This window comes from Cyanobium sp. BA5m-10, assembly GCF_024346255.1.
Taxonomy (GTDB): domain Bacteria; phylum Cyanobacteriota; class Cyanobacteriia; order PCC-6307; family Cyanobiaceae; genus Cyanobium_A; species Cyanobium_A usitatum.
Genome location: NZ_JAGQCP010000053.1, coordinates 1 through 15,022 on the forward strand (window position 1 = coordinate 1; position 15,022 = coordinate 15,022).

Annotated in this window: 29 protein-coding genes and 3 pseudogenes; 17 read left to right on the forward strand and 15 right to left on the reverse strand. The window is 62.1% G+C overall.

Annotated features, from left to right (window positions below; genetic code table 11):
- Window positions 1-163: 163 nt before the first annotated feature.
- From KBY85_RS13485 to brnA, 4 genes and pseudogenes are all read left to right on the forward strand, one after another.
- A pseudogene (locus tag KBY85_RS13485) lies at window positions 164-538 on the forward strand (siphovirus Gp157 family protein); the annotation flags it as partial.
- 109 nt (window positions 539-647) lie between these two features.
- Window positions 648-1,583, forward strand: a complete 936-nt coding sequence (locus tag KBY85_RS13490; RefSeq protein WP_254961980.1) for an RAD52 family DNA repair protein — start codon at window positions 648-650, stop codon at window positions 1,581-1,583.
- Window positions 1,584-1,710: 127 nt separating this feature from the next.
- The gene (locus KBY85_RS13495; RefSeq protein WP_254961981.1) at window positions 1,711-1,974 is read left to right on the forward strand and encodes a BrnT family toxin; all 264 of its coding nucleotides are present in this window, start codon (window positions 1,711-1,713) and stop codon (window positions 1,972-1,974) included.
- Entirely contained in the window at window positions 1,961-2,215 is a 255-nt protein-coding gene (gene brnA / locus KBY85_RS13500) for a type II toxin-antitoxin system BrnA family antitoxin (RefSeq protein WP_254961982.1), read from the forward strand. Before KBY85_RS13495 ends, brnA begins: the two co-directional genes overlap by 14 nt.
- Window positions 2,216-2,375: 160 nt before the next feature.
- Here brnA and KBY85_RS13505 read toward each other — a convergent pair whose 3' ends face one another.
- From KBY85_RS13505 to KBY85_RS13515, 3 genes are read right to left on the reverse strand one after another with little or no spacing between them, the layout of a single operon-like run.
- Entirely contained in the window at window positions 2,376-2,579 is a 204-nt protein-coding gene (locus KBY85_RS13505; protein ID WP_254961983.1) for a type II toxin-antitoxin system HicA family toxin, read from the reverse strand.
- A gap of 9 nt (window positions 2,580-2,588) precedes the next feature.
- Window positions 2,589-2,786, reverse strand: coding sequence for a type II toxin-antitoxin system HicB family antitoxin (locus KBY85_RS13510; RefSeq protein ID WP_254961984.1), 198 nt, complete (start codon window positions 2,784-2,786; stop codon window positions 2,589-2,591).
- Between the two features lie 42 nt (window positions 2,787-2,828).
- Entirely contained in the window at window positions 2,829-3,020 is a 192-nt protein-coding gene (locus tag KBY85_RS13515; RefSeq protein ID WP_254961985.1) for a hypothetical protein, read from the reverse strand.
- Between the two features lie 102 nt (window positions 3,021-3,122).
- On the opposite strand from KBY85_RS13515, the gene KBY85_RS13520 reads away from it, so the two are divergent.
- The 6 genes from KBY85_RS13520 (at window position 3,123) to KBY85_RS13545 (ending at window position 5,553) form a co-directional block, all read left to right on the forward strand.
- Window positions 3,123-3,407 (forward strand): galactose oxidase, encoded by a 285-nt coding sequence (locus KBY85_RS13520; protein WP_254961986.1) that lies wholly within the window; start codon window positions 3,123-3,125, stop codon window positions 3,405-3,407.
- A 7-nt stretch (window positions 3,408-3,414) separates the two neighbouring features.
- Window positions 3,415-3,696, forward strand: coding sequence for a DUF1651 domain-containing protein (locus KBY85_RS13525; protein WP_254961987.1), 282 nt, complete (start codon window positions 3,415-3,417; stop codon window positions 3,694-3,696).
- Complete coding sequence (locus tag KBY85_RS13530; RefSeq protein ID WP_254961988.1) at window positions 3,654-3,995, forward strand: hypothetical protein; 342 nt, start codon at window positions 3,654-3,656, stop codon at window positions 3,993-3,995. The genes KBY85_RS13525 and KBY85_RS13530 overlap by 43 nt, the downstream gene beginning before the upstream one ends.
- Window positions 3,996-4,004: 9 nt before the next feature.
- Window positions 4,005-4,427 (forward strand): NUDIX hydrolase, encoded by a 423-nt coding sequence (locus tag KBY85_RS13535; RefSeq protein WP_254961989.1) that lies wholly within the window; start codon window positions 4,005-4,007, stop codon window positions 4,425-4,427.
- Window positions 4,428-4,636: 209 nt separating this feature from the next.
- Window positions 4,637-5,152 carry a GNAT family N-acetyltransferase gene (locus KBY85_RS13540; protein WP_254961990.1) on the forward strand — a complete coding sequence of 172 codons (516 nt, stop codon included), beginning with the start codon at window positions 4,637-4,639 and terminating at the stop codon, window positions 5,150-5,152.
- A complete protein-coding gene (locus KBY85_RS13545) occupies window positions 5,149-5,553 on the forward strand; it encodes a PPC domain-containing DNA-binding protein (protein WP_254961991.1) in 405 nt (134 codons plus the stop codon). The genes KBY85_RS13540 and KBY85_RS13545 overlap by 4 nt, the downstream gene beginning before the upstream one ends.
- Here the strand turns inward: KBY85_RS13545 and KBY85_RS13550 are convergent.
- The 3 genes from KBY85_RS13550 to KBY85_RS13560 are packed head-to-tail and all read right to left on the reverse strand — an operon-like array spanning window position 5,531 to window position 6,712.
- Window positions 5,531-5,707 carry a hypothetical protein gene (locus KBY85_RS13550; RefSeq protein WP_254961992.1) on the reverse strand — a complete coding sequence of 59 codons (177 nt, stop codon included), beginning with the start codon at window positions 5,705-5,707 and terminating at the stop codon, window positions 5,531-5,533. The genes KBY85_RS13545 and KBY85_RS13550 overlap by 23 nt on opposite strands.
- Window positions 5,708-5,727: 20 nt before the next feature.
- Entirely contained in the window at window positions 5,728-6,225 is a 498-nt protein-coding gene (locus KBY85_RS13555; protein ID WP_254961993.1) for a hypothetical protein, read from the reverse strand.
- Entirely contained in the window at window positions 6,218-6,712 is a 495-nt protein-coding gene (locus tag KBY85_RS13560; RefSeq protein WP_254961994.1) for a hypothetical protein, read from the reverse strand. The genes KBY85_RS13555 and KBY85_RS13560 overlap by 8 nt, the downstream gene beginning before the upstream one ends.
- 170 nt (window positions 6,713-6,882) lie before the next feature.
- On the opposite strand from KBY85_RS13560, the gene KBY85_RS13565 reads away from it, so the two are divergent.
- Window positions 6,883-7,734, forward strand: coding sequence for a hypothetical protein (locus KBY85_RS13565; RefSeq protein ID WP_254961995.1), 852 nt, complete (start codon window positions 6,883-6,885; stop codon window positions 7,732-7,734).
- A gap of 4 nt (window positions 7,735-7,738) precedes the next feature.
- Here the strand turns inward: KBY85_RS13565 and KBY85_RS13570 are convergent, their stop codons facing one another.
- Window positions 7,739-8,350: a DUF4236 domain-containing protein gene (locus KBY85_RS13570; RefSeq protein WP_254961996.1), complete on the reverse strand. Its 612-nt coding sequence runs from the start codon at window positions 8,348-8,350 to the stop codon at window positions 7,739-7,741.
- Window positions 8,299-8,685, reverse strand: coding sequence for a hypothetical protein (locus tag KBY85_RS13575; RefSeq protein WP_254961997.1), 387 nt, complete (start codon window positions 8,683-8,685; stop codon window positions 8,299-8,301). Before KBY85_RS13575 ends, KBY85_RS13570 begins: the two co-directional genes overlap by 52 nt.
- Window positions 8,686-8,696: 11 nt before the next feature.
- On the opposite strand from KBY85_RS13575, the gene KBY85_RS13580 reads away from it, so the two are divergent.
- The 4 genes and pseudogenes from KBY85_RS13580 to KBY85_RS13595 all read left to right on the forward strand — a co-directional run bounded on the left by KBY85_RS13580 (window position 8,697) and on the right by KBY85_RS13595 (window position 10,610).
- On the forward strand, window positions 8,697-9,164 hold the full coding sequence (locus tag KBY85_RS13580) for a thermonuclease family protein (protein ID WP_254961998.1): 468 nt from the start codon (window positions 8,697-8,699) through the stop codon (window positions 9,162-9,164).
- Window positions 9,165-9,167: 3 nt separating this feature from the next.
- A complete protein-coding gene (locus KBY85_RS13585; RefSeq protein WP_254961999.1) occupies window positions 9,168-9,368 on the forward strand; it encodes an excalibur calcium-binding domain-containing protein in 201 nt (66 codons plus the stop codon).
- A gap of 222 nt (window positions 9,369-9,590) precedes the next feature.
- A complete protein-coding gene (locus tag KBY85_RS13590; protein WP_254962000.1) occupies window positions 9,591-10,148 on the forward strand; it encodes a hypothetical protein in 558 nt (185 codons plus the stop codon).
- 93 nt (window positions 10,149-10,241) lie between these two features.
- Window positions 10,242-10,610 (forward strand): annotated as a pseudogene (locus KBY85_RS13595) (AbrB family transcriptional regulator).
- A gap of 218 nt (window positions 10,611-10,828) precedes the next feature.
- On the opposite strand, the gene KBY85_RS13600 reads toward KBY85_RS13595, so the two are convergent.
- From KBY85_RS13600 to KBY85_RS13620, 5 genes are all read right to left on the reverse strand, one after another.
- Window positions 10,829-11,080, reverse strand: coding sequence for a hypothetical protein (locus KBY85_RS13600; protein ID WP_254962001.1), 252 nt, complete (start codon window positions 11,078-11,080; stop codon window positions 10,829-10,831).
- A gap of 367 nt (window positions 11,081-11,447) precedes the next feature.
- On the reverse strand, window positions 11,448-11,831 hold the full coding sequence (locus KBY85_RS13605; RefSeq protein WP_254962002.1) for a HEPN domain-containing protein: 384 nt from the start codon (window positions 11,829-11,831) through the stop codon (window positions 11,448-11,450).
- A complete protein-coding gene (locus KBY85_RS13610) occupies window positions 11,818-12,168 on the reverse strand; it encodes a nucleotidyltransferase domain-containing protein (RefSeq protein WP_254962003.1) in 351 nt (116 codons plus the stop codon). The genes KBY85_RS13605 and KBY85_RS13610 overlap by 14 nt, the downstream gene beginning before the upstream one ends.
- 157 nt (window positions 12,169-12,325) lie before the next feature.
- Window positions 12,326-12,607: a hypothetical protein gene (locus KBY85_RS13615; protein ID WP_254962005.1), complete on the reverse strand. Its 282-nt coding sequence runs from the start codon at window positions 12,605-12,607 to the stop codon at window positions 12,326-12,328.
- A 17-nt stretch (window positions 12,608-12,624) separates the two neighbouring features.
- The gene (locus tag KBY85_RS13620; RefSeq protein ID WP_254962006.1) at window positions 12,625-13,518 is read right to left on the reverse strand and encodes a hypothetical protein; all 894 of its coding nucleotides are present in this window, start codon (window positions 13,516-13,518) and stop codon (window positions 12,625-12,627) included.
- Window positions 13,519-13,619: 101 nt separating this feature from the next.
- On the opposite strand from KBY85_RS13620, the gene KBY85_RS13625 reads away from it, so the two are divergent.
- Window positions 13,620-13,820 carry a hypothetical protein gene (locus KBY85_RS13625; RefSeq protein WP_254962007.1) on the forward strand — a complete coding sequence of 67 codons (201 nt, stop codon included), beginning with the start codon at window positions 13,620-13,622 and terminating at the stop codon, window positions 13,818-13,820.
- A gap of 138 nt (window positions 13,821-13,958) precedes the next feature.
- On the opposite strand, the pseudogene KBY85_RS13630 reads toward KBY85_RS13625, so the two are convergent.
- Window positions 13,959-14,228: pseudogene (locus KBY85_RS13630) on the reverse strand (DUF86 domain-containing protein); the annotation flags it as partial.
- A gap of 31 nt (window positions 14,229-14,259) precedes the next feature.
- Complete coding sequence (locus KBY85_RS13635; RefSeq protein ID WP_254962009.1) at window positions 14,260-14,577, reverse strand: nucleotidyltransferase family protein; 318 nt, start codon at window positions 14,575-14,577, stop codon at window positions 14,260-14,262.
- 262 nt (window positions 14,578-14,839) lie between these two features.
- Here KBY85_RS13635 and KBY85_RS13640 point away from each other — a divergent pair.
- Window positions 14,840-15,022 (forward strand): hypothetical protein (locus KBY85_RS13640; protein WP_254962010.1); only part of this gene is annotated, 183 nt, incomplete at its 3' end.

The window sequence follows — 15,022 nt, forward strand, 5'->3', positions numbered from 1 at the left end:
GGGTTCATAATGGATAAACGGAGCTGCGCAATCAGCTTCCAGGCAGTCATCCCCTGCCTGCCACTGTTCACCCTCCGGAGAGGGTCACAGGACCTCCTGAGTTACACCACTCAGAGGGGCGCTACCCCTACTTGCAGAAGAGGGCAATAAGCAGGCCCTCGCCGCCAAGGCCGATGCCACCTGCTGGGTGATCGAGCATCTACGCGGTCAGGCCGCCTACCGCCAGCAGCAGGCCAAGCGGCTCACCGATCTGGCACGTAGTGATGCCGGCCGGGCTGATGCGTTGGAGGAATCGCTGATCTTTGTCCTCACCCAGCTCCAGCCAGCCGCTGCCCGCTTCTCCTTCCCCGATCACGAGCTCAGCAGCCGCAAGTCCTCAGCTGTCGTGATCGACGAAGAGCAGGCCCTCGATGCCGAGTGGCTCACCTTCTCCACCACAAGCAAACCCGACAAGAACGCCATCAAGGAAGCCCTCAAAGCCGGCCGTCAAATCACCGGCGCTCAGCTGCTCACCCGCCGCTCCTGGCGCATCCACTGACTGGAGGGGGGCAGAGCCCCCCGCGACATGGCCCGCTGCAGTGGCGGGCCCTTTCTTCCTGATCCGATTTCGCTCCTTTCTTCTTCTCGCTCCATCGCTTCCCATCGCCATGACCGTCGCCGCCCCTTCCGCCAATGGGTCCAGCACCAGCAGTCGTCCCGCCGCTCCTCTTCCGGCCCAGCGGCCGCCCTCCGCTCTGGAGGTGATCCGCTCTGCTGACCGGTCCGATATGGAGACGTCAGCAAACCCGCCATCAGCCGCGGCGCCGCAAGTCCTCCAGGCTCAACCCCTTGGCTTCTCCCCCGAGCAGCTCGCCGCCCTGGCCGCTCCGCTTGATCGGGCCAAAGTTCGTCAGCGGGAGCAGGGCCGCAGCCGCGTGAGCTATTTGGAGGGTTGGCAGGTAATCGCGGAAGCCAACCGCATCTTTGGCTTTGACGGCTGGCAGCGCCAAACCATCGCCGTTCGCTGCGTTGCACAGGCCGAACGAACCATCGGCAGAGATCAGAAACCCGGCTGGGGCGTCACCTACACCGCCCGCGTCCGCATCACCGTCACAGCCGGAGGCCATACACCCCTGATCCGCGAGGGCACCGGTGCCGGCCACGGCATCGACGCCGACCTGGGCCAGGCCCATGAGTCCGCCATCAAGGAGGCCGAGACCGATGCGATGAAAAGAGCGCTGATGACCTTTGGCAATCCGTTTGGTCTGGCGCTCTACGACAAGCAGCAGAGGGAGGTCACCAGTTCAGCCACTGCGGCCCCAATCGGCTCCCCCAGAACAAGGCCCGTAGAAGCTGCTCCCCAGCAGCAGCCCCAATCACCTGCACAGCAGGAACCTGATCCAAGCCTTGACCCGCTCGATCCAGGCACAATCCAGCAGATCCTCGCCACCGTTCGGGGCCTTCCACGCCCTGCTCTGGAGGGGTTCACCAAGGCCTTCCGCAAGCGGTTCCAGGTGCCGGAGGAGGCTGCTTCTATCGCCGATCGGATCTGCCAGCGGCGGCACCATGACTGGATCGAGACGTTTCTGGTGTCGCACCGATAGGTGCGCTCTGCAAATCAGCACCGATAGGTGCGCTCAGCAGAGCAGCACCAGCAGCTGGCCACCTGAATTGGAAGCAGCAGAAGCGACGCACGTCTTCTGCGCCAAAAAGGTATAGATTTTGAACTCTATGGACTTTGAGTTCGACCCGCTCAAGAGCAAGGCCAACCAGGCGAAGCACGGCATCGACTTCGTCGATGCCCAGGCTCTGTGGAACGATCCCGACCTGCTGGAAATCCCAGCCCGCACCACAGATGAGCCGCGGTTTCTCGTCATTGCTCAGATCCATGGCAAGCACTGGTCAGCTGTGATCACCCATCGCAGCCAGGCCATCCGCCTCATTTCTGTCCGTCGCTCCCGCCTGGAAGAGGTCCAGCTCTATGAACAGTTCTGAATTCGATCGTCGCTTCGACGCTGGTGACGCCGTGCTCGGCGCACTCGATCTCGACGCCGCTACTCGGCCCCGCCTGCAGCAGAAGCGCGTCAATGTGGATTTCCCCCTCTGGATGGTCGAGCAGCTCGATCGTGAGGCCACCCGTCTTGGCGTGACACGGCAGTCGATCATCAAAGTGTGGCTCGCTGAGCGACTGGAGCACCGCACTGAATCAAACCTGGGCACAGCCACCGTTCACTGAAGGGCCTCATCACCAAAGGCCGATCGGATCAGCCAGCGCCGCCATCACGAATGGATTGAGGCGTTTCTTGTGTCGCACCGATAGGTGCGCCCTACAGAACTACACCAAGCGGTTGCTTGATGCCGGTTCACTCTCCTGGTCGCGATAGGTCTGCCTACCTTCAGAGGAGGTCGCGGAATTGCTGGGGAGTTAAGCCGGCATCACGGGCAATGGCCCCCATGGTGATGGCGTTGATCGGGTCATGACGCGGGATCACCAGCCGGCGTTCTCCATTGCTCAAAATCAAGTGGCCGGACTCCCGCACAATGCGGTAGCCCAACTTCTGGAACACACGAACCGCATCCTTTTGGCTGATGCCGGGCAAGCGAGGTATTCAGATCGCCAGCTCAAGCGTCTCCACCTGCTTGATACCGGCTTCTTCTGCCTCCACCTCAAGCCAAAGGCCAATGGCCTCACGGATGCTGGTAAGAGCTTCTTCCCGGGTCTCGCCCTGGGAGTGGCAGCCAGGCAGATCCAGGCAACTCACCGACCAACCCTCGTCTGTCTCCAGTAAACGGATCCTGTACGACACCGCCGGTTCCTCGTTATTCCTTGAACCTAGCCAGATCCAGCCTCAGCGCTGCAACAACCAGCGCAGCAGCGACAGGCCAATGATCAGCCCGATGCCGATGTTCCAGAGCCAAGACGGACGCTCGGCCAACCGCTGCAGCCAGGCCGGCAGCTGATCACGCCACTGCTCCATTGCCAGCACCGCCAGCAGCAGCAGGACCAAGGGGATGCCGATGGCCAAAACGAGCTCGCGCAACGTCGGCCCTTATCCGCTGAGCGCACCGTATCGAGGGCGCAATGGGACGGCACCAAAGCCCGTCAATCGTGCTAGTACACGTGTACGAGTTCGGAGCTATTCATGGGTGCCCCTCTCCCCCGACCCGCAGCACTGAATGCCCGGCTTGATCTCCCGATCGAGGAGTGGCCCTACCTCGATGAGGCGGTGCTGCTCAAGACCCGGATCAGCAAGGTCTGCATGACCTGCCACTGGTTTCGGCATCACGCCGGGGTGAACTGCATCCCGGTGCTCACCTGTCAGCTGCACCAGGGTCTGATTGCCCATGGCGAGCACCTGACCAGCCGCTGTCAGTGCTGGACAGATGACCTGGTGCGCCAGAGAGGCTGGGCGCCGGAAGTGGCCTGAGTAGGCCATGCGCATCGGCGATCGCAACCGCCCACCGCTGTCTCCACAGGAGGGCTGGCTTAGCGATGGCCGCCAAGTGCTCCATTTCCAGCCCTGCCGCTACGACCGCTGGAGTCAGGTGTTGGAGGTGACTTTTGGAGAGGTGATGCCCAGCGGTGAACCACCGCTGCTTAAGCACCGCAGGGAGCTGATGCGAGATGAGGCGATCAAGCTCTGGGGCCAGAAGCGACAGGAGGGTTGGCAGGCGTGTCCGCCGCAGTGGATCCCGCAGAAGCCGCTGCGGGACTAAGTGGCGCCACCTCTTCCGGTCCCGCCAGCCAGCAGGGGGAGACTCGTGATCAACCTGTGCTCCTAAACCCCTTCTTGCCGTTCAGCACGGCCAAGGTGCTGAGCCTCAAGGCCACTGTGCTGCTGCTGCTCACCCTGCTGATCAAGGCGAGGGTACAGATCGTGGCCGGGTCGGCCATCGGAATCTTTCTGTTGCTTCTGCAGACGCTGGTGTTCCTGGCCATCAGCGGTGGCCTGGTGTTAGCGGCCGGCGGTGCAGCGATCTACGCCAAGCAGCGGCGCCGGACTGCTGCGGATTGAGGACGCACCATGGCCGTTGAAGTAGCCCTGGCGATGCTGCATCGGAATGGCCGCTGGCTAATGCAGCTGCGCGACGAGATCCCCACGATCGTCGCGCCTGGCTGCTGGGGACTGTTTGGCGGGCACCTCGATCCGGGCGAAACCCCGGAGCAGGCGCTGCGGCGGGAGCTGCTGGAGGAGATCAGCTGGCAACCCACGGTGGTGGAGCTGGTGATGGTTCATCACATCCACCGCCGCACGGCCCATGTGTTCCGAGCTGAGCTGTCGGTTCCGCTGGAGCAGTTGCAGCTTCTGGAAGGCCAGGACATGGCCCTGGTGAGCGCAGAGGACCTGCTGGCAGGTTCTATCTGGAGCAGGCGTCTGGGCAGCCATCGCCCTCTGGCCGATGGATTGCTGGAGGTGATGCAGCACGTGCTCACCGAGCAGACTTGAAACACAACAAAGCCCGGAGCTTTTGCCCCGGACATTTGCCTGCTCAGCCGTGTTGCCGCCTCAAGTGGGTCGGCCGCAGCTGCGTGGTCGTTTGCTCGTTACAAATCAGGTGATCGACACCGGTCTTCTCCGGCGGCAATGGGAGTTCAGGAAGGGGGCTTAACAGCTGACGCCAGGATGCGGCGGCACCTTCTTCAATTTGGCCCCAAGTGGCATCCCCCCTGCAGATCCGCCCCTACGAGCAGGCCGACTGGCCAGCGGTGTGGGCGCTGCTGGAGCCGGTGTTCCGCGCCGGTGAAACCTTTCCCCACGACCCCGCCATCAGCGAGGCAGAAGCCCAGCTGGCCTGGGTGGAGCAGAACCAGGCGGTGATGATCGCCGTGGATGGTGACGGGGCCGTGGTGGGCACCTATTACCTCAGGCCCAACTCCCTCTGCCTTGGTGCCCATGTAGCTAATGCCGGCTACGTGGTGGCTGAGCGCTGCCGGGGCAATGGAATCGGCAGTCGTCTCTGCCAGCACTCGCTGCAGGCGGCCCGGCGGCTTGGATTCCGGGCGATGCAGTTCAACCTGGTGGTGAGCACCAACACCGCAGGCATCCGCTGCTGGCAGCGCAACGGCTTTCAGGTCGTTGGCACCCTGCCGGGAGCGTTTCGCCACAGGCAGTCGGGCTACGTCGATGCCCTGGTGATGTTCCAGGGGCTAGTGGAGGGGCCTAACCCATGAAGGTGGTGCCGTTGCGGCTGCAGCCTGAAGACGATCTCCGTCAGGCGCTGGAAACCTGGATGGGCGAGCAGGAGGAGCAGGCCGGCTGTGTGATCAGCGCTATCGGCAGCCTCTCGGTGGTCCAGCTGCGCTTCGCGGGAGCGGCGGCGGCCACAACCATTCATGGCGAGCTGGAGATCCTCAGTCTCTCCGGCACCCTTTCGGCCGATGGCGCCCACCTCCACATCGCCATCGCTGACAGCAGCGGCGCCGTGATCGGCGGACATCTCTGCACCGGTTCCCTTGTACGCACCACCGCCGAGCTGGTGCTTGGCCTGCTGCCGGAGTGGCGATTCAGTCGGGAGCTGGATCCGGCCACCGGCTATGCCGAGCTGCGAATCAGTCCTCGGTCTCTGGGCTGAGGGGCGGCAGACGCCGCTCCACCTGCAGAAACACCAGCCAGGCCACGCCAGCACTAATGCCGCCGGTCCAGTCATTGCGCAGCAGCTCGATGATCGAAATCGTGCTGGCACCGATGCGCAGGCCCCTCAGCAGAAAGCGGCCCAGCTGCTCCATTCGGAAAGAAACTCCCACCGTCATCCACGCACCAGTAGCGACCGGATCAGCTGCTCAAGGCCCTCAACCCGCTGCAAGCAGCGCTGCTCCATCAGGTCCATCCGCTGCAGTAGCCGCTGCTCGAGTTGCGCGGCCTGGAGCCCCGCTCCACTGGCACCACGCTTGCCAGTCTTCCCAGGCCAGGAGCCGGTGCGAAAGGTCTGCTCCAGCTCAGCCCAGGTGGGCTTCTTGGGGGCAGGGCCCAGGCGCTGTTCTGCCCAGGTCTGGGCATCGGCCACCCGCCGGAACCGCTCTTTCAGGGCCGCAAGAGAGCACGCCTCTGGGGCAAGCAGGGCCTGGGGTGCGAGCGCGGGCGTGAGTGGCTGGTTCATGCCAGCCGCAGCGGCCGCAGGGCCAGTCAGCTCCTCCACCATCTGGCGCACGCTGGCGTTCTGTTCGCCCAGAGTGCGGAACAGCTCGGCGTCGCTTTTGGACAGCCGGGCCATCAGCTCGGCAAAGCGCTCGCTCAGTTCAGCCATTGCTGGAGGCTCCTCCGCGCAGCAGCGCGCGCATCTTGGCGATCAGTTCGGTGATGCGCAGGATGCTCCAGAAGCCTGCCTGCTCCTTGGCCTCATCAAGGTCGCTAAGCAAACGATCCAAGGCCTCTTGCTTGCCTTCAAAGAGCTCAAGCTCCCGATGCAGCTCCTGCGCCATGGAAAGCGCCTCGGCTTTTTCCTTACCGATGGCTACCAATCGCCCCTCGTAACCATGGAGGGTGGCCAGGAAGCGATCACGGGCCTCACGCAGCTCGCGCGAGCGGCGCTGCAGCTGGCCGCGGGCGCGAGCCAGCGAGGCATGGCTGTTGCGCATCGCGCTGTAGGTGTGCGCGATCTGCTCCGGAGAAAGGCCACTGAGATCGCGAGGAAAATCGCCGGTGGCACGGATTCCCTTGCACTCCGGCGCAGCAGCCACCAGGGCCGAGTCAGAGCTCGCCGGGAGATCATCCAAACCCTCTGGCGGATTCATGGCGGCTGGGTAAGGGACCCCAGCAAAAGCCACGGGAGGGTCGTAGGGCAACGCCAAACCAGCTATTCATGCGAGTTCCGCATAGTTGGCTCCTCTAGTAGTGGCGCTGGCAAGGCGCCGGACTGATGCTGTGGGCAGTGGCGGAAACGCCAACGCAACGTTGCTTGTCGATGGCCCAGCAGAACAACGGATGCGCCACCGGCTGCGGCACCTTGCTGGGCCTGGCGGCCCTGGGCTTTGTGCTCGCCTACTGGCAGGTCTTTCTGATCGCGGGGCTCTTGATCCTGGCCATCGTTGCCGTGGTCTATGCCCTGCTGCTGCAGAACCACCGGCAACTCCAGGCCTTGGTGGACGATGCGGATCGGCGCGTCCACCAGGCCCCCTGTCAGGTCAAGGAGAGCTTTGGCGTGATCCACTCGCTCAAGTTGGCCGGCGACCTGCAGGCCCTGCGGGTTGAGGTGATCTGCTGCACGCTCACCGCCAACGGCAAGACATTGGGCACCGAGGAAGTGTGTATCAGCCTCAGCCCACCGGCCGCGAGGCTGCAACTCCGCTCTGCCAGCGGTTTAGCCAACTGGCTGCGCGGCGGTGGCATCGCCCAGCTCACGGATCTCTCCGTGGAGTGCAAGGCCGTCAAGGCGGCGATGGAGTGCCTGCGAGAGCGGTCGTGGACCAACAAGGCCCTGGGCAAGATCGATGGGCTGCGCACCTCGCTGATCGACACCCTGGCCAAGGCCAAGGGCAATGAGCTACTGGAAGGAGCCATCCCCCAGCTACAGCAGGGCTTGGACGTCTTTAACGGGGAGCGAGAGAAGCTGCAGCAGGCCAACCGCAACGCCGGCGAGATGCTGCGCAAGCTCCACGACTTCCTCAGCGTGCCGGAAGGGATCCGGCCAATCCTCAACTTCGATTTCGATCAGCTGTTTGACCCCCAGCGCTTCTCTGACCTCGAGCAGTCGTTCTCCGAGGTGGTGGTGCTGAACGATGCCTTCCGCCAGCTCTCAGAAGATCGCCTGGCCTGAGCCGTCAGCTCAACCAGCCACTGGCCGTTGTCAGGCGAGAGGCTTCCTGTACCGCCTCGATGCAGCGTTGGGCCCGCCGCTTGGCGTCGTCCTGTCCCTGGGCTCGCAGCACATAGCTCTCCATCGCTTCCGGCGTTTCGATCAGAGCCAGCAGGCCAGCGGTTCGTGCAGCTAAGGAGCCAGCAGCAAGCAGGCGGCTCACCAAGCCCAGGTCCCAGAGCTGCTCCCCGGTGGAGCCGGGCGCAAAAAGCTCCTTGTGCAGCACCGCTAGCAGTGACTGCTTAAAGGCATCGAGCTGACCGGGCCTTAGCCGGCGGCTGTTGGGCAGGCCCGCCGCTTCCCCTGCAGGGATCACGGCTGCACGATCCGGCGTGTGCTCCACGCTCCAGCTCAGACCGGTGCCCGGCAGCCCCACTGTTGACCGGGTGCCGCCGCTGCGGTTTACCGGGATGTTGAACGAGGCGCCCCGCCCACCAAGGGAAATGGAGCTCAATCCACTCTTGCTGAAATTGAAGCGCAGCGGGCCCAGGCGGGTGGAGCGTCGAAAGCGGAAGCCCATGGCAATCAGCGGCTCTTGACGCAGTACCCACCAGATGAATACCAGCCCAGCGGGCATCCATTGCCGCTCTTTTGAATCGCTTCCCGCTCGTTACTGGGGCTGCTGAGGCAGTAGTTGCCAGAGGAATAAAAACCCAGCGGGCAGCCAGCACCACTTTTCTCAATGGCGCCGCGGGTGTTGCCCCCGGAGCTGGGCACGCAGTAGCCGCCAGAGCTGTAGTAGCCAAGCGGGCAGCCTCCAACCTTGGGCAGAGGGCGTACCGGCTGCTGGGCTAGGGCACTTCCTGCCGCCAAAGCTGCAATCGCGCAGGCAAGAAGCAGCTGATTGCGGCCCAGCGTCTTTTGAGACATAGATACAGATTGGCGCAGATCAGCCAGCTGCAACCAATTCATGCAGGAACCGCATGAAAAAGCTGCCGGTGCAAACTCCGGCAATGGCTAGAAAGTTTCTGATGGTTGTGGATGCGTTGGCGGCCTTGGCCTGGCCAAGCGAGGTAGTCGCTCAGGGCGTCAAGGCCACCTTGCTCTCCATCGGCGACGGCGACACGATCCGGGTGCGCCAGGCGGGCAAGGCCCTCACCGTGCGGTTGGCCTGCATCGATGCCCCCGAGACGGCCCAAAGCCCATACGGCCAGCAGGCCCGCATGCATTTGCAGCAGCGCCTACCGATCGGTAGGGAAGTAAGCCTCAGCATCAAAACCACCGATCGCTACGGCCGCAGCGTCGCTGAGGTGTTCAGCGGCGTGAACATCAATCTGGCGCTGGTGGAAGACGGTCAGGCCTTTGCCTACCGCCATTACCTGAGCGGCTGTGATGCCAAGGCCTATCTAGAAGCAGAAGAGCGTGCCAGTCGCGCCCGCCTAGGGATATAGCAGGTGCCGGGCGGCATCACCCGGCCGTGGGACTTCCGGCGAGGTCGCCGCTCAGCCGTTATTCCTGATGGCACAACACCAGGCGGCCGCCGTTACCGGTGCAGCGAGATCAGCTCCTATGCCCGCGCTCAAGAGCTGCTGCGCCAGGGGCACAGCTATCTAGATGGCAATGGCGATGGGGAGGCCTGTGCATCTCTGCGATAAGCAGCGATGCAAAGTGCCAACCCAGAGGCAGCATCTGCATATAAAACGTTGTACCTATGCGGTGTTGGCATTGAATCAGCTGTTATCAGCATTTTGCGGCACCTGAGGGTCTAGATGGGTGTCAACTAGCTGCTGACCATGCACTCCTCCATCTATCGACTTGCGGCGGGCACTGCTGCAGCAGCAGCAATCGGAATCTCCGCAACGCCAGGTGTGGCTGCGGTGTATCAGGCCCTCTGCACCGGTGGTTCGGAATGCACCGTCACCCTGGCTAATGGGCAAATCGGTACCCCTGGACTAGTCATCAAGAAAGATCAGGTGCTCTCTTGGTCCCAAGGTGGCTCAGGAAGCAAGACTGATGTCGGCATGGGCGTTGCCGGTGTCGTGCTCTTTGGCCTGCCAGGCCTGATTGGCTTTGCTGCCAAAAAGCACGACTACACCTTCTCGATCAACTACGTCGATGAAGCCGGCAATATTCATGCAACGGCAGTTGGCTTCAAGAACAATGTCCCAGCCAATCAGTTCATGATGGAAATTATGGGTATGACGGGATTGAGCGTCGGGGAGGTCAACAAGGATCTCCAGGGGCGTATTGACCAGATCAAGGCAGAGTCAGCAGAGAAAGCACGCATTGCATCCCTGGACTGCGCCCGTGCGCTCAAAACCTATAGCTGCAGCTGGAATGCCTATGTAGCAGCCAATCCAGCTGTCCAAATCTGGGCCAATAAATACCCCTCAATGGTTCCAGCAGAGAAGGCGCGGCTAAGAGCAATCGATTGATCCAGTGGAGCGTTCAGTACACCTCAAATACATCAGGGCTGGACAGTGGTGATCTGGCTGGTATCTTCCTAGAGGGGATATTGCTTTTTACTTATGTTTACCGGTCCTGAACTGCTCGCCTAAGTCAAGGAGCTAGGCGACGTCTCCAAGTCTGAGTTGGTGCGCGAATGCGGCTACTTGAGCACTAAAAAAGATGGCAGTGAGCGCCTCAACTTCACTGCGTTCTATGAGGCGCTGCTAAATGCCAAGGGAGTGAACCTTGGTACCGATAGCGCCGGCCGGAGCACTGGCAAGGGCGGCCGCAAGCTGAGCTACACCACCAAGATCCAGTTCAACGGCAATCTGTTGGTGGGCAAGGCCTACACCGCCATGCTCGACCTCAAGCCAGGCGATGAGTTCGAGATCAAGCTGGGCCGTAAGCAGATCAAGTTGATTCCTTTGGGAAGCGCAGAAGAGGAGTGAGCAGCGGCTAAGCGGCTGCTAGTGAGCATTTGTTGCGCGCATGCAGCGCCAGCTGTGATCTCTTGCACAGTGAAAGCAGGCGCCAGAGAGTTAGGTGCCGGCATGAGCGCCTGCACTCCCTTGCCCGGCCGCTCCAGAGAATCCCCCGCTCACCCCGGGGGTTTTCTGTTGCTGACCATTTGAGCAGCTCTGTGCAGCCTCTTGGTCTGCCAGTTCCGTCAGCGCGGCAACGGGCAAAGCAAAGGACCCGGCATATGGCAGGTGCGCCAGCCCCCCTTAGTGGTGGATACCTCCACGCCGATCAGTGCAGCGGGGTGGTTGCTTTCAGTGATTGCTTCTACCCAGGCAATGGCATCAGCTATCGCGTCATCAAGGCTGCTGTACTGCGTGTCGAGCTCACGGTGCGGCTCGCAGCCACCATCAATCAGGCGGTAGCAACGCTCTGCCCCTTGGCTAGTTGAAATCTGCATCCGTTCTCTTTCAGTTCTGCCGGCCGCAACTAGCGGTGCGACCCACCTCATCACCATGCCCAGCCAGCAAACCACTTGGCTGTATCGAGGGGAACACTTTGATCAGTCGTTACAGCCAGCCCCGATAAGGGATGCCTGCGTGCACTGGCCTTAGAGCGAGCAGAGCCGAACTGGGGGCTAGCGCCATTACGGCGGCGTCTTACCCAGCTGCCCTGGCGGATTAGGCGGCTATCGGCACCATTGGCCTGCTGTTGGGGGAGCGGCCATTTCAAGGGTGGGGCCGCCACCTTGAACGCGAGCTATCTGAGGCCCCCTTTGGGGTCTCTCGGCCCCTTTCATCACTCACTGGCAGAGCCCGGTTGGTGGATCAGCAGCCTCTGCGGACGATCAGCTCGACGTGATCGACCAGCTCCACAGCCCGCTGTTGCCAGTTCCTGCGGTCCAGCTCCATCGGCTCTGGTTCAGCGTCGTATCGGAACTGGACGGCAAAGACGGTGAACGCTTCTAAAGCCAGAAAGCGCTCGACATCCCCGCCCGCATCCGCGACCCGTTCCAGCAAGGCCGTGAGGTTATGGATCAGCGGTGGCTCCTCGCCAAGGCTGAACAACCAGGCCTTCAGGGCCTTTTCCACGGCCTGCTGAATCTGAAAGCCCCAGCTGGATTCATCGATGGACGGGATCTGCAGAACCTCTGCTGCCTTGAGATCGCGGCGAGCGATCCGCAGCAGGGCCTGGGCCTCAGGGTTGGCCATACAGCAGCCGTCCTTCTCGGTAGGCCCTCGCGATCACGTGGCTGAGCCAATTCCGCCGTTCTGCTACCTGGCTCTGTGAATAGAGCAGGAGGTCAATGGGGATTCGGTGGTGCGCGAGCCGGCGCCAGAGCTTGCCGAGGGTGTCAAAGCGGTTGTGCTGCAGCAACCAGCTGTCGCTGGCGGTGATCAGCAGATCGATGTCGGAATCCGCGTGCGCATCGCCCCGGGCATGGGAGCCAAACAACCGCACTTCAGCGCCAGGAATCTCAGCCCGGATTTCAGCCGCCATCTGCTGCAGCTGGGTTTCGTTGATCGTGGCGGCTGGAGCTGTGGTCATGGCAATACCTAGACCCTAAGGATGCCGCGGTCTTTGCGAAAAACACAAGTCTCAGCTCCAATGCTGATCGACCTAGCCATAACAACAGGCAGCTTCTGGTCTCCTGCTAACGGCTCCCCTCCACCCACTCGCGCCTGCTCGAGGTTTCTGGGCTTCATCACAACCAGCTGCGGTAACGGCTGCGCTGGCGTCTGGCCGCTGTTCGTGCAGCAGCAGTGCCGAACTGGGGGCTGCTGCCGTCCTTGCGGCGACGCACCCAGACCCCTTTGCGGATCAGTCGACTGTCTGCGGCATTGGCCTGGCGGGCTGAGAGGAGGGTGCCGTACCCCGCCTTATGGCGGGCATGGGCTCTAGTGCGGGCCTGAGCAGCTGTGGCAGCCGGCACCACGGTGGCTGTCGAGCGGCGGCTCCAGAACACCAGGTTGTAGCGGCTGACCATTTGCTGAACGGCTGTGCTCAGCGACGTGGGCTGCGGCCGTTGGTGACAAAGCCAGCGCGGTAGAGCTCACTGGCACTCATCGCCTGGGGGTTGAGCACCTCGCCAAACCCACCGCCAGCTACCGCACCAGCTCCCAACCCGGTTGCGTTGCCCAGTCCGCCGGCGCCGATGGCACCCGTACCAATGGCACCACGCTGTTGAAACAGGAAGCCGTAGACGGGGTGGATACGCAGCTGATCAAGGAAGTCAGCGGTGCTTAGTGGCCGCCCGTCATCACCCAGCAACGGCTGGCCCTGGCTGTCGAGAGGTTCGAGCACATCACTTCCGTCCTTGCCGGCACTGAGACGAAAGCTCTCCCCTAGCTGACCCTTAAAGACATCAAAGAAGGTGCCGCGCCCGTCGCCGCCGGTTCGGCCTTCTGCTTCTGAGAAAGCCCTCTCCAGCAGCCGTTCCTTGCGCAAGGCCAGCACAAGGGCTTGCGCACCATCGCGCTCAGCAGCCACGGTTGCCACCTTCTTGGCGGAGGCTTCTTCCATCTGCCGTTCGCGCAGCTCCACCTGCTGCTCCAGCAGTTGCTTCTGCCGTTCTGCCTCCTGCAGGCGGGAGTATTCCTCAGGGTTGATCTCAGAGAAGCGGGTCAGCTGCTGACGCACCCCCCTCAGCTCTTTTTCAAGGTTGTTGCTGCGTCGCCGTTCAGCCTTAAGGGCTTCTCCCAGGCCGCTGCCCGCCTTGCTCTCGGTGGTGCTGGTCTCGCCTGCATCAGCAAGAGCAATTCTGACCTGGCGTTCATCGGGCGGATAGTCGCCAGTGGTGGTGCTTTCCAGTTCAGCAGTGTCATGAAAGTGCTGCTCGAGCATCTCGCTGCTCTCGTCGCTGACCCTAGAGCTGTTGTGCGTTGCGGTTGTGGCCATGACCCGTCTCGGCTGTCAGTGGGATGGCAGCCCATCGCGGCGCTGCTGTTACCTGTTGCCGAGGGGGGCCTGTTTCGGGCAAGCCGCCTTAGCCTCAGGACATGGGCAGCGTTCAAGACATAGAAGCTGCCGTCGAGCAGCTGGATCCCGAGCAACGGGCCCAGTTCCGCGCCTGGTTCGAAGCCTTTGATGCCCGTGAATGGGATCTGCAAATCGAGCAAGACCTAGGAACTGGTCGGCTGGACTGGCTGGCTGAGGAAGCCCTTGGCGATCTGGCTGCCGAGCGCTGCAGCGATCGGTGAAGCATCGCGCCAGTCCTCGCTTCTGGTCCTCCTAGGAAGCTCTCCCCGTCGCTGTGCAAGAGCTCGCTGACCGGACCTACAAGCAGCTCCTCAAGAAGGGCTGACGCTCCCTCTTGGCGAGGCCAATAGGTCGTTGGCTCAAGAGGGTTGCCGACTACGTGCCTCCAAGCTGCGAATGGCGTCCAAAACACCGGGCAAGGCTTCCTGGTAGATCAGCAGCAGCTGCTCAGCATCCAAATCGAAGTACTGGTGCGCAATGACATCGCGGAATCCCATGGCGCCCTTCCAATCGATCTCAGGGAAGCTGGCCGCCAGAAGTCCTGGGCGGAGTTTCTCTAATCGCTTTAGAGCTTCCCCGACTGCCAAGAACTGCATGCAGATCACATCGAGTAGGTCCTGGCCTGTCGCAGTGGCGTCAGCAGTAAAAGCAGATCACCACTCACGCGCTGATGCCTTCTTTGAGGATCGCCGCTCGTAGCGCCGGGTTCATGCGCTCTCGCAAGCGCACTAGGTCAATAGGGCGCTGCAGCAGCTGCTCCAGCTCTTCTTTGAGGTGCACCGTCGCGAAGGGTGTGAGCGGGTCAAGTTCCACCCAGACATCCACATCACTCTTAGCGGTGGCTTGGTTGCGAACCGTTGAGCCAAACAGGCCGATGCGTTGCAGCTGATAACGCTGCCGCCACTCGCTCTGGCGGCCGCGCAGAAGCGAAAGGAGCGCCTGAAGGTCGAGTGCTGGTTGCGCGATCGAGCTGGTCATGGAACCAGTTGCATCCAGCCAGTATCGACTAGTTCGGCCGCGCAGTCAGCTCTGCTGCCCCCTAAGGCCCTAGCTAGCAAGTCTTTCGGGAAAATCGATCCTGAAAGTGGTGGCCATGAGAGTCATCAGGCAACCGCAGATATCAGCAACATGCCCAACTACTTGGCGTCAGTGGTGTTGTTGAAGTGGGCGAGGTAGAGAGGAAATTCGTGGGCTCCCATCGTCTACGGCGACCACCTGATCACTCATCCCCTGCGATTTCATGTTGCTGGCAGCGGCTGCAGAGTCCGTGGATTTCAAAGGTGTGGAACAGCGGCTTGAAACCCTGCAGCAAAACCGCACCCAGCCCCAGGCTGCCACTGCTGATCGGGCAAATCGGGAGCGCTTGGATATGACCGCACTGCACACAGGTGAGATGGTGTTCATCTCGATCCACCGGCGCATA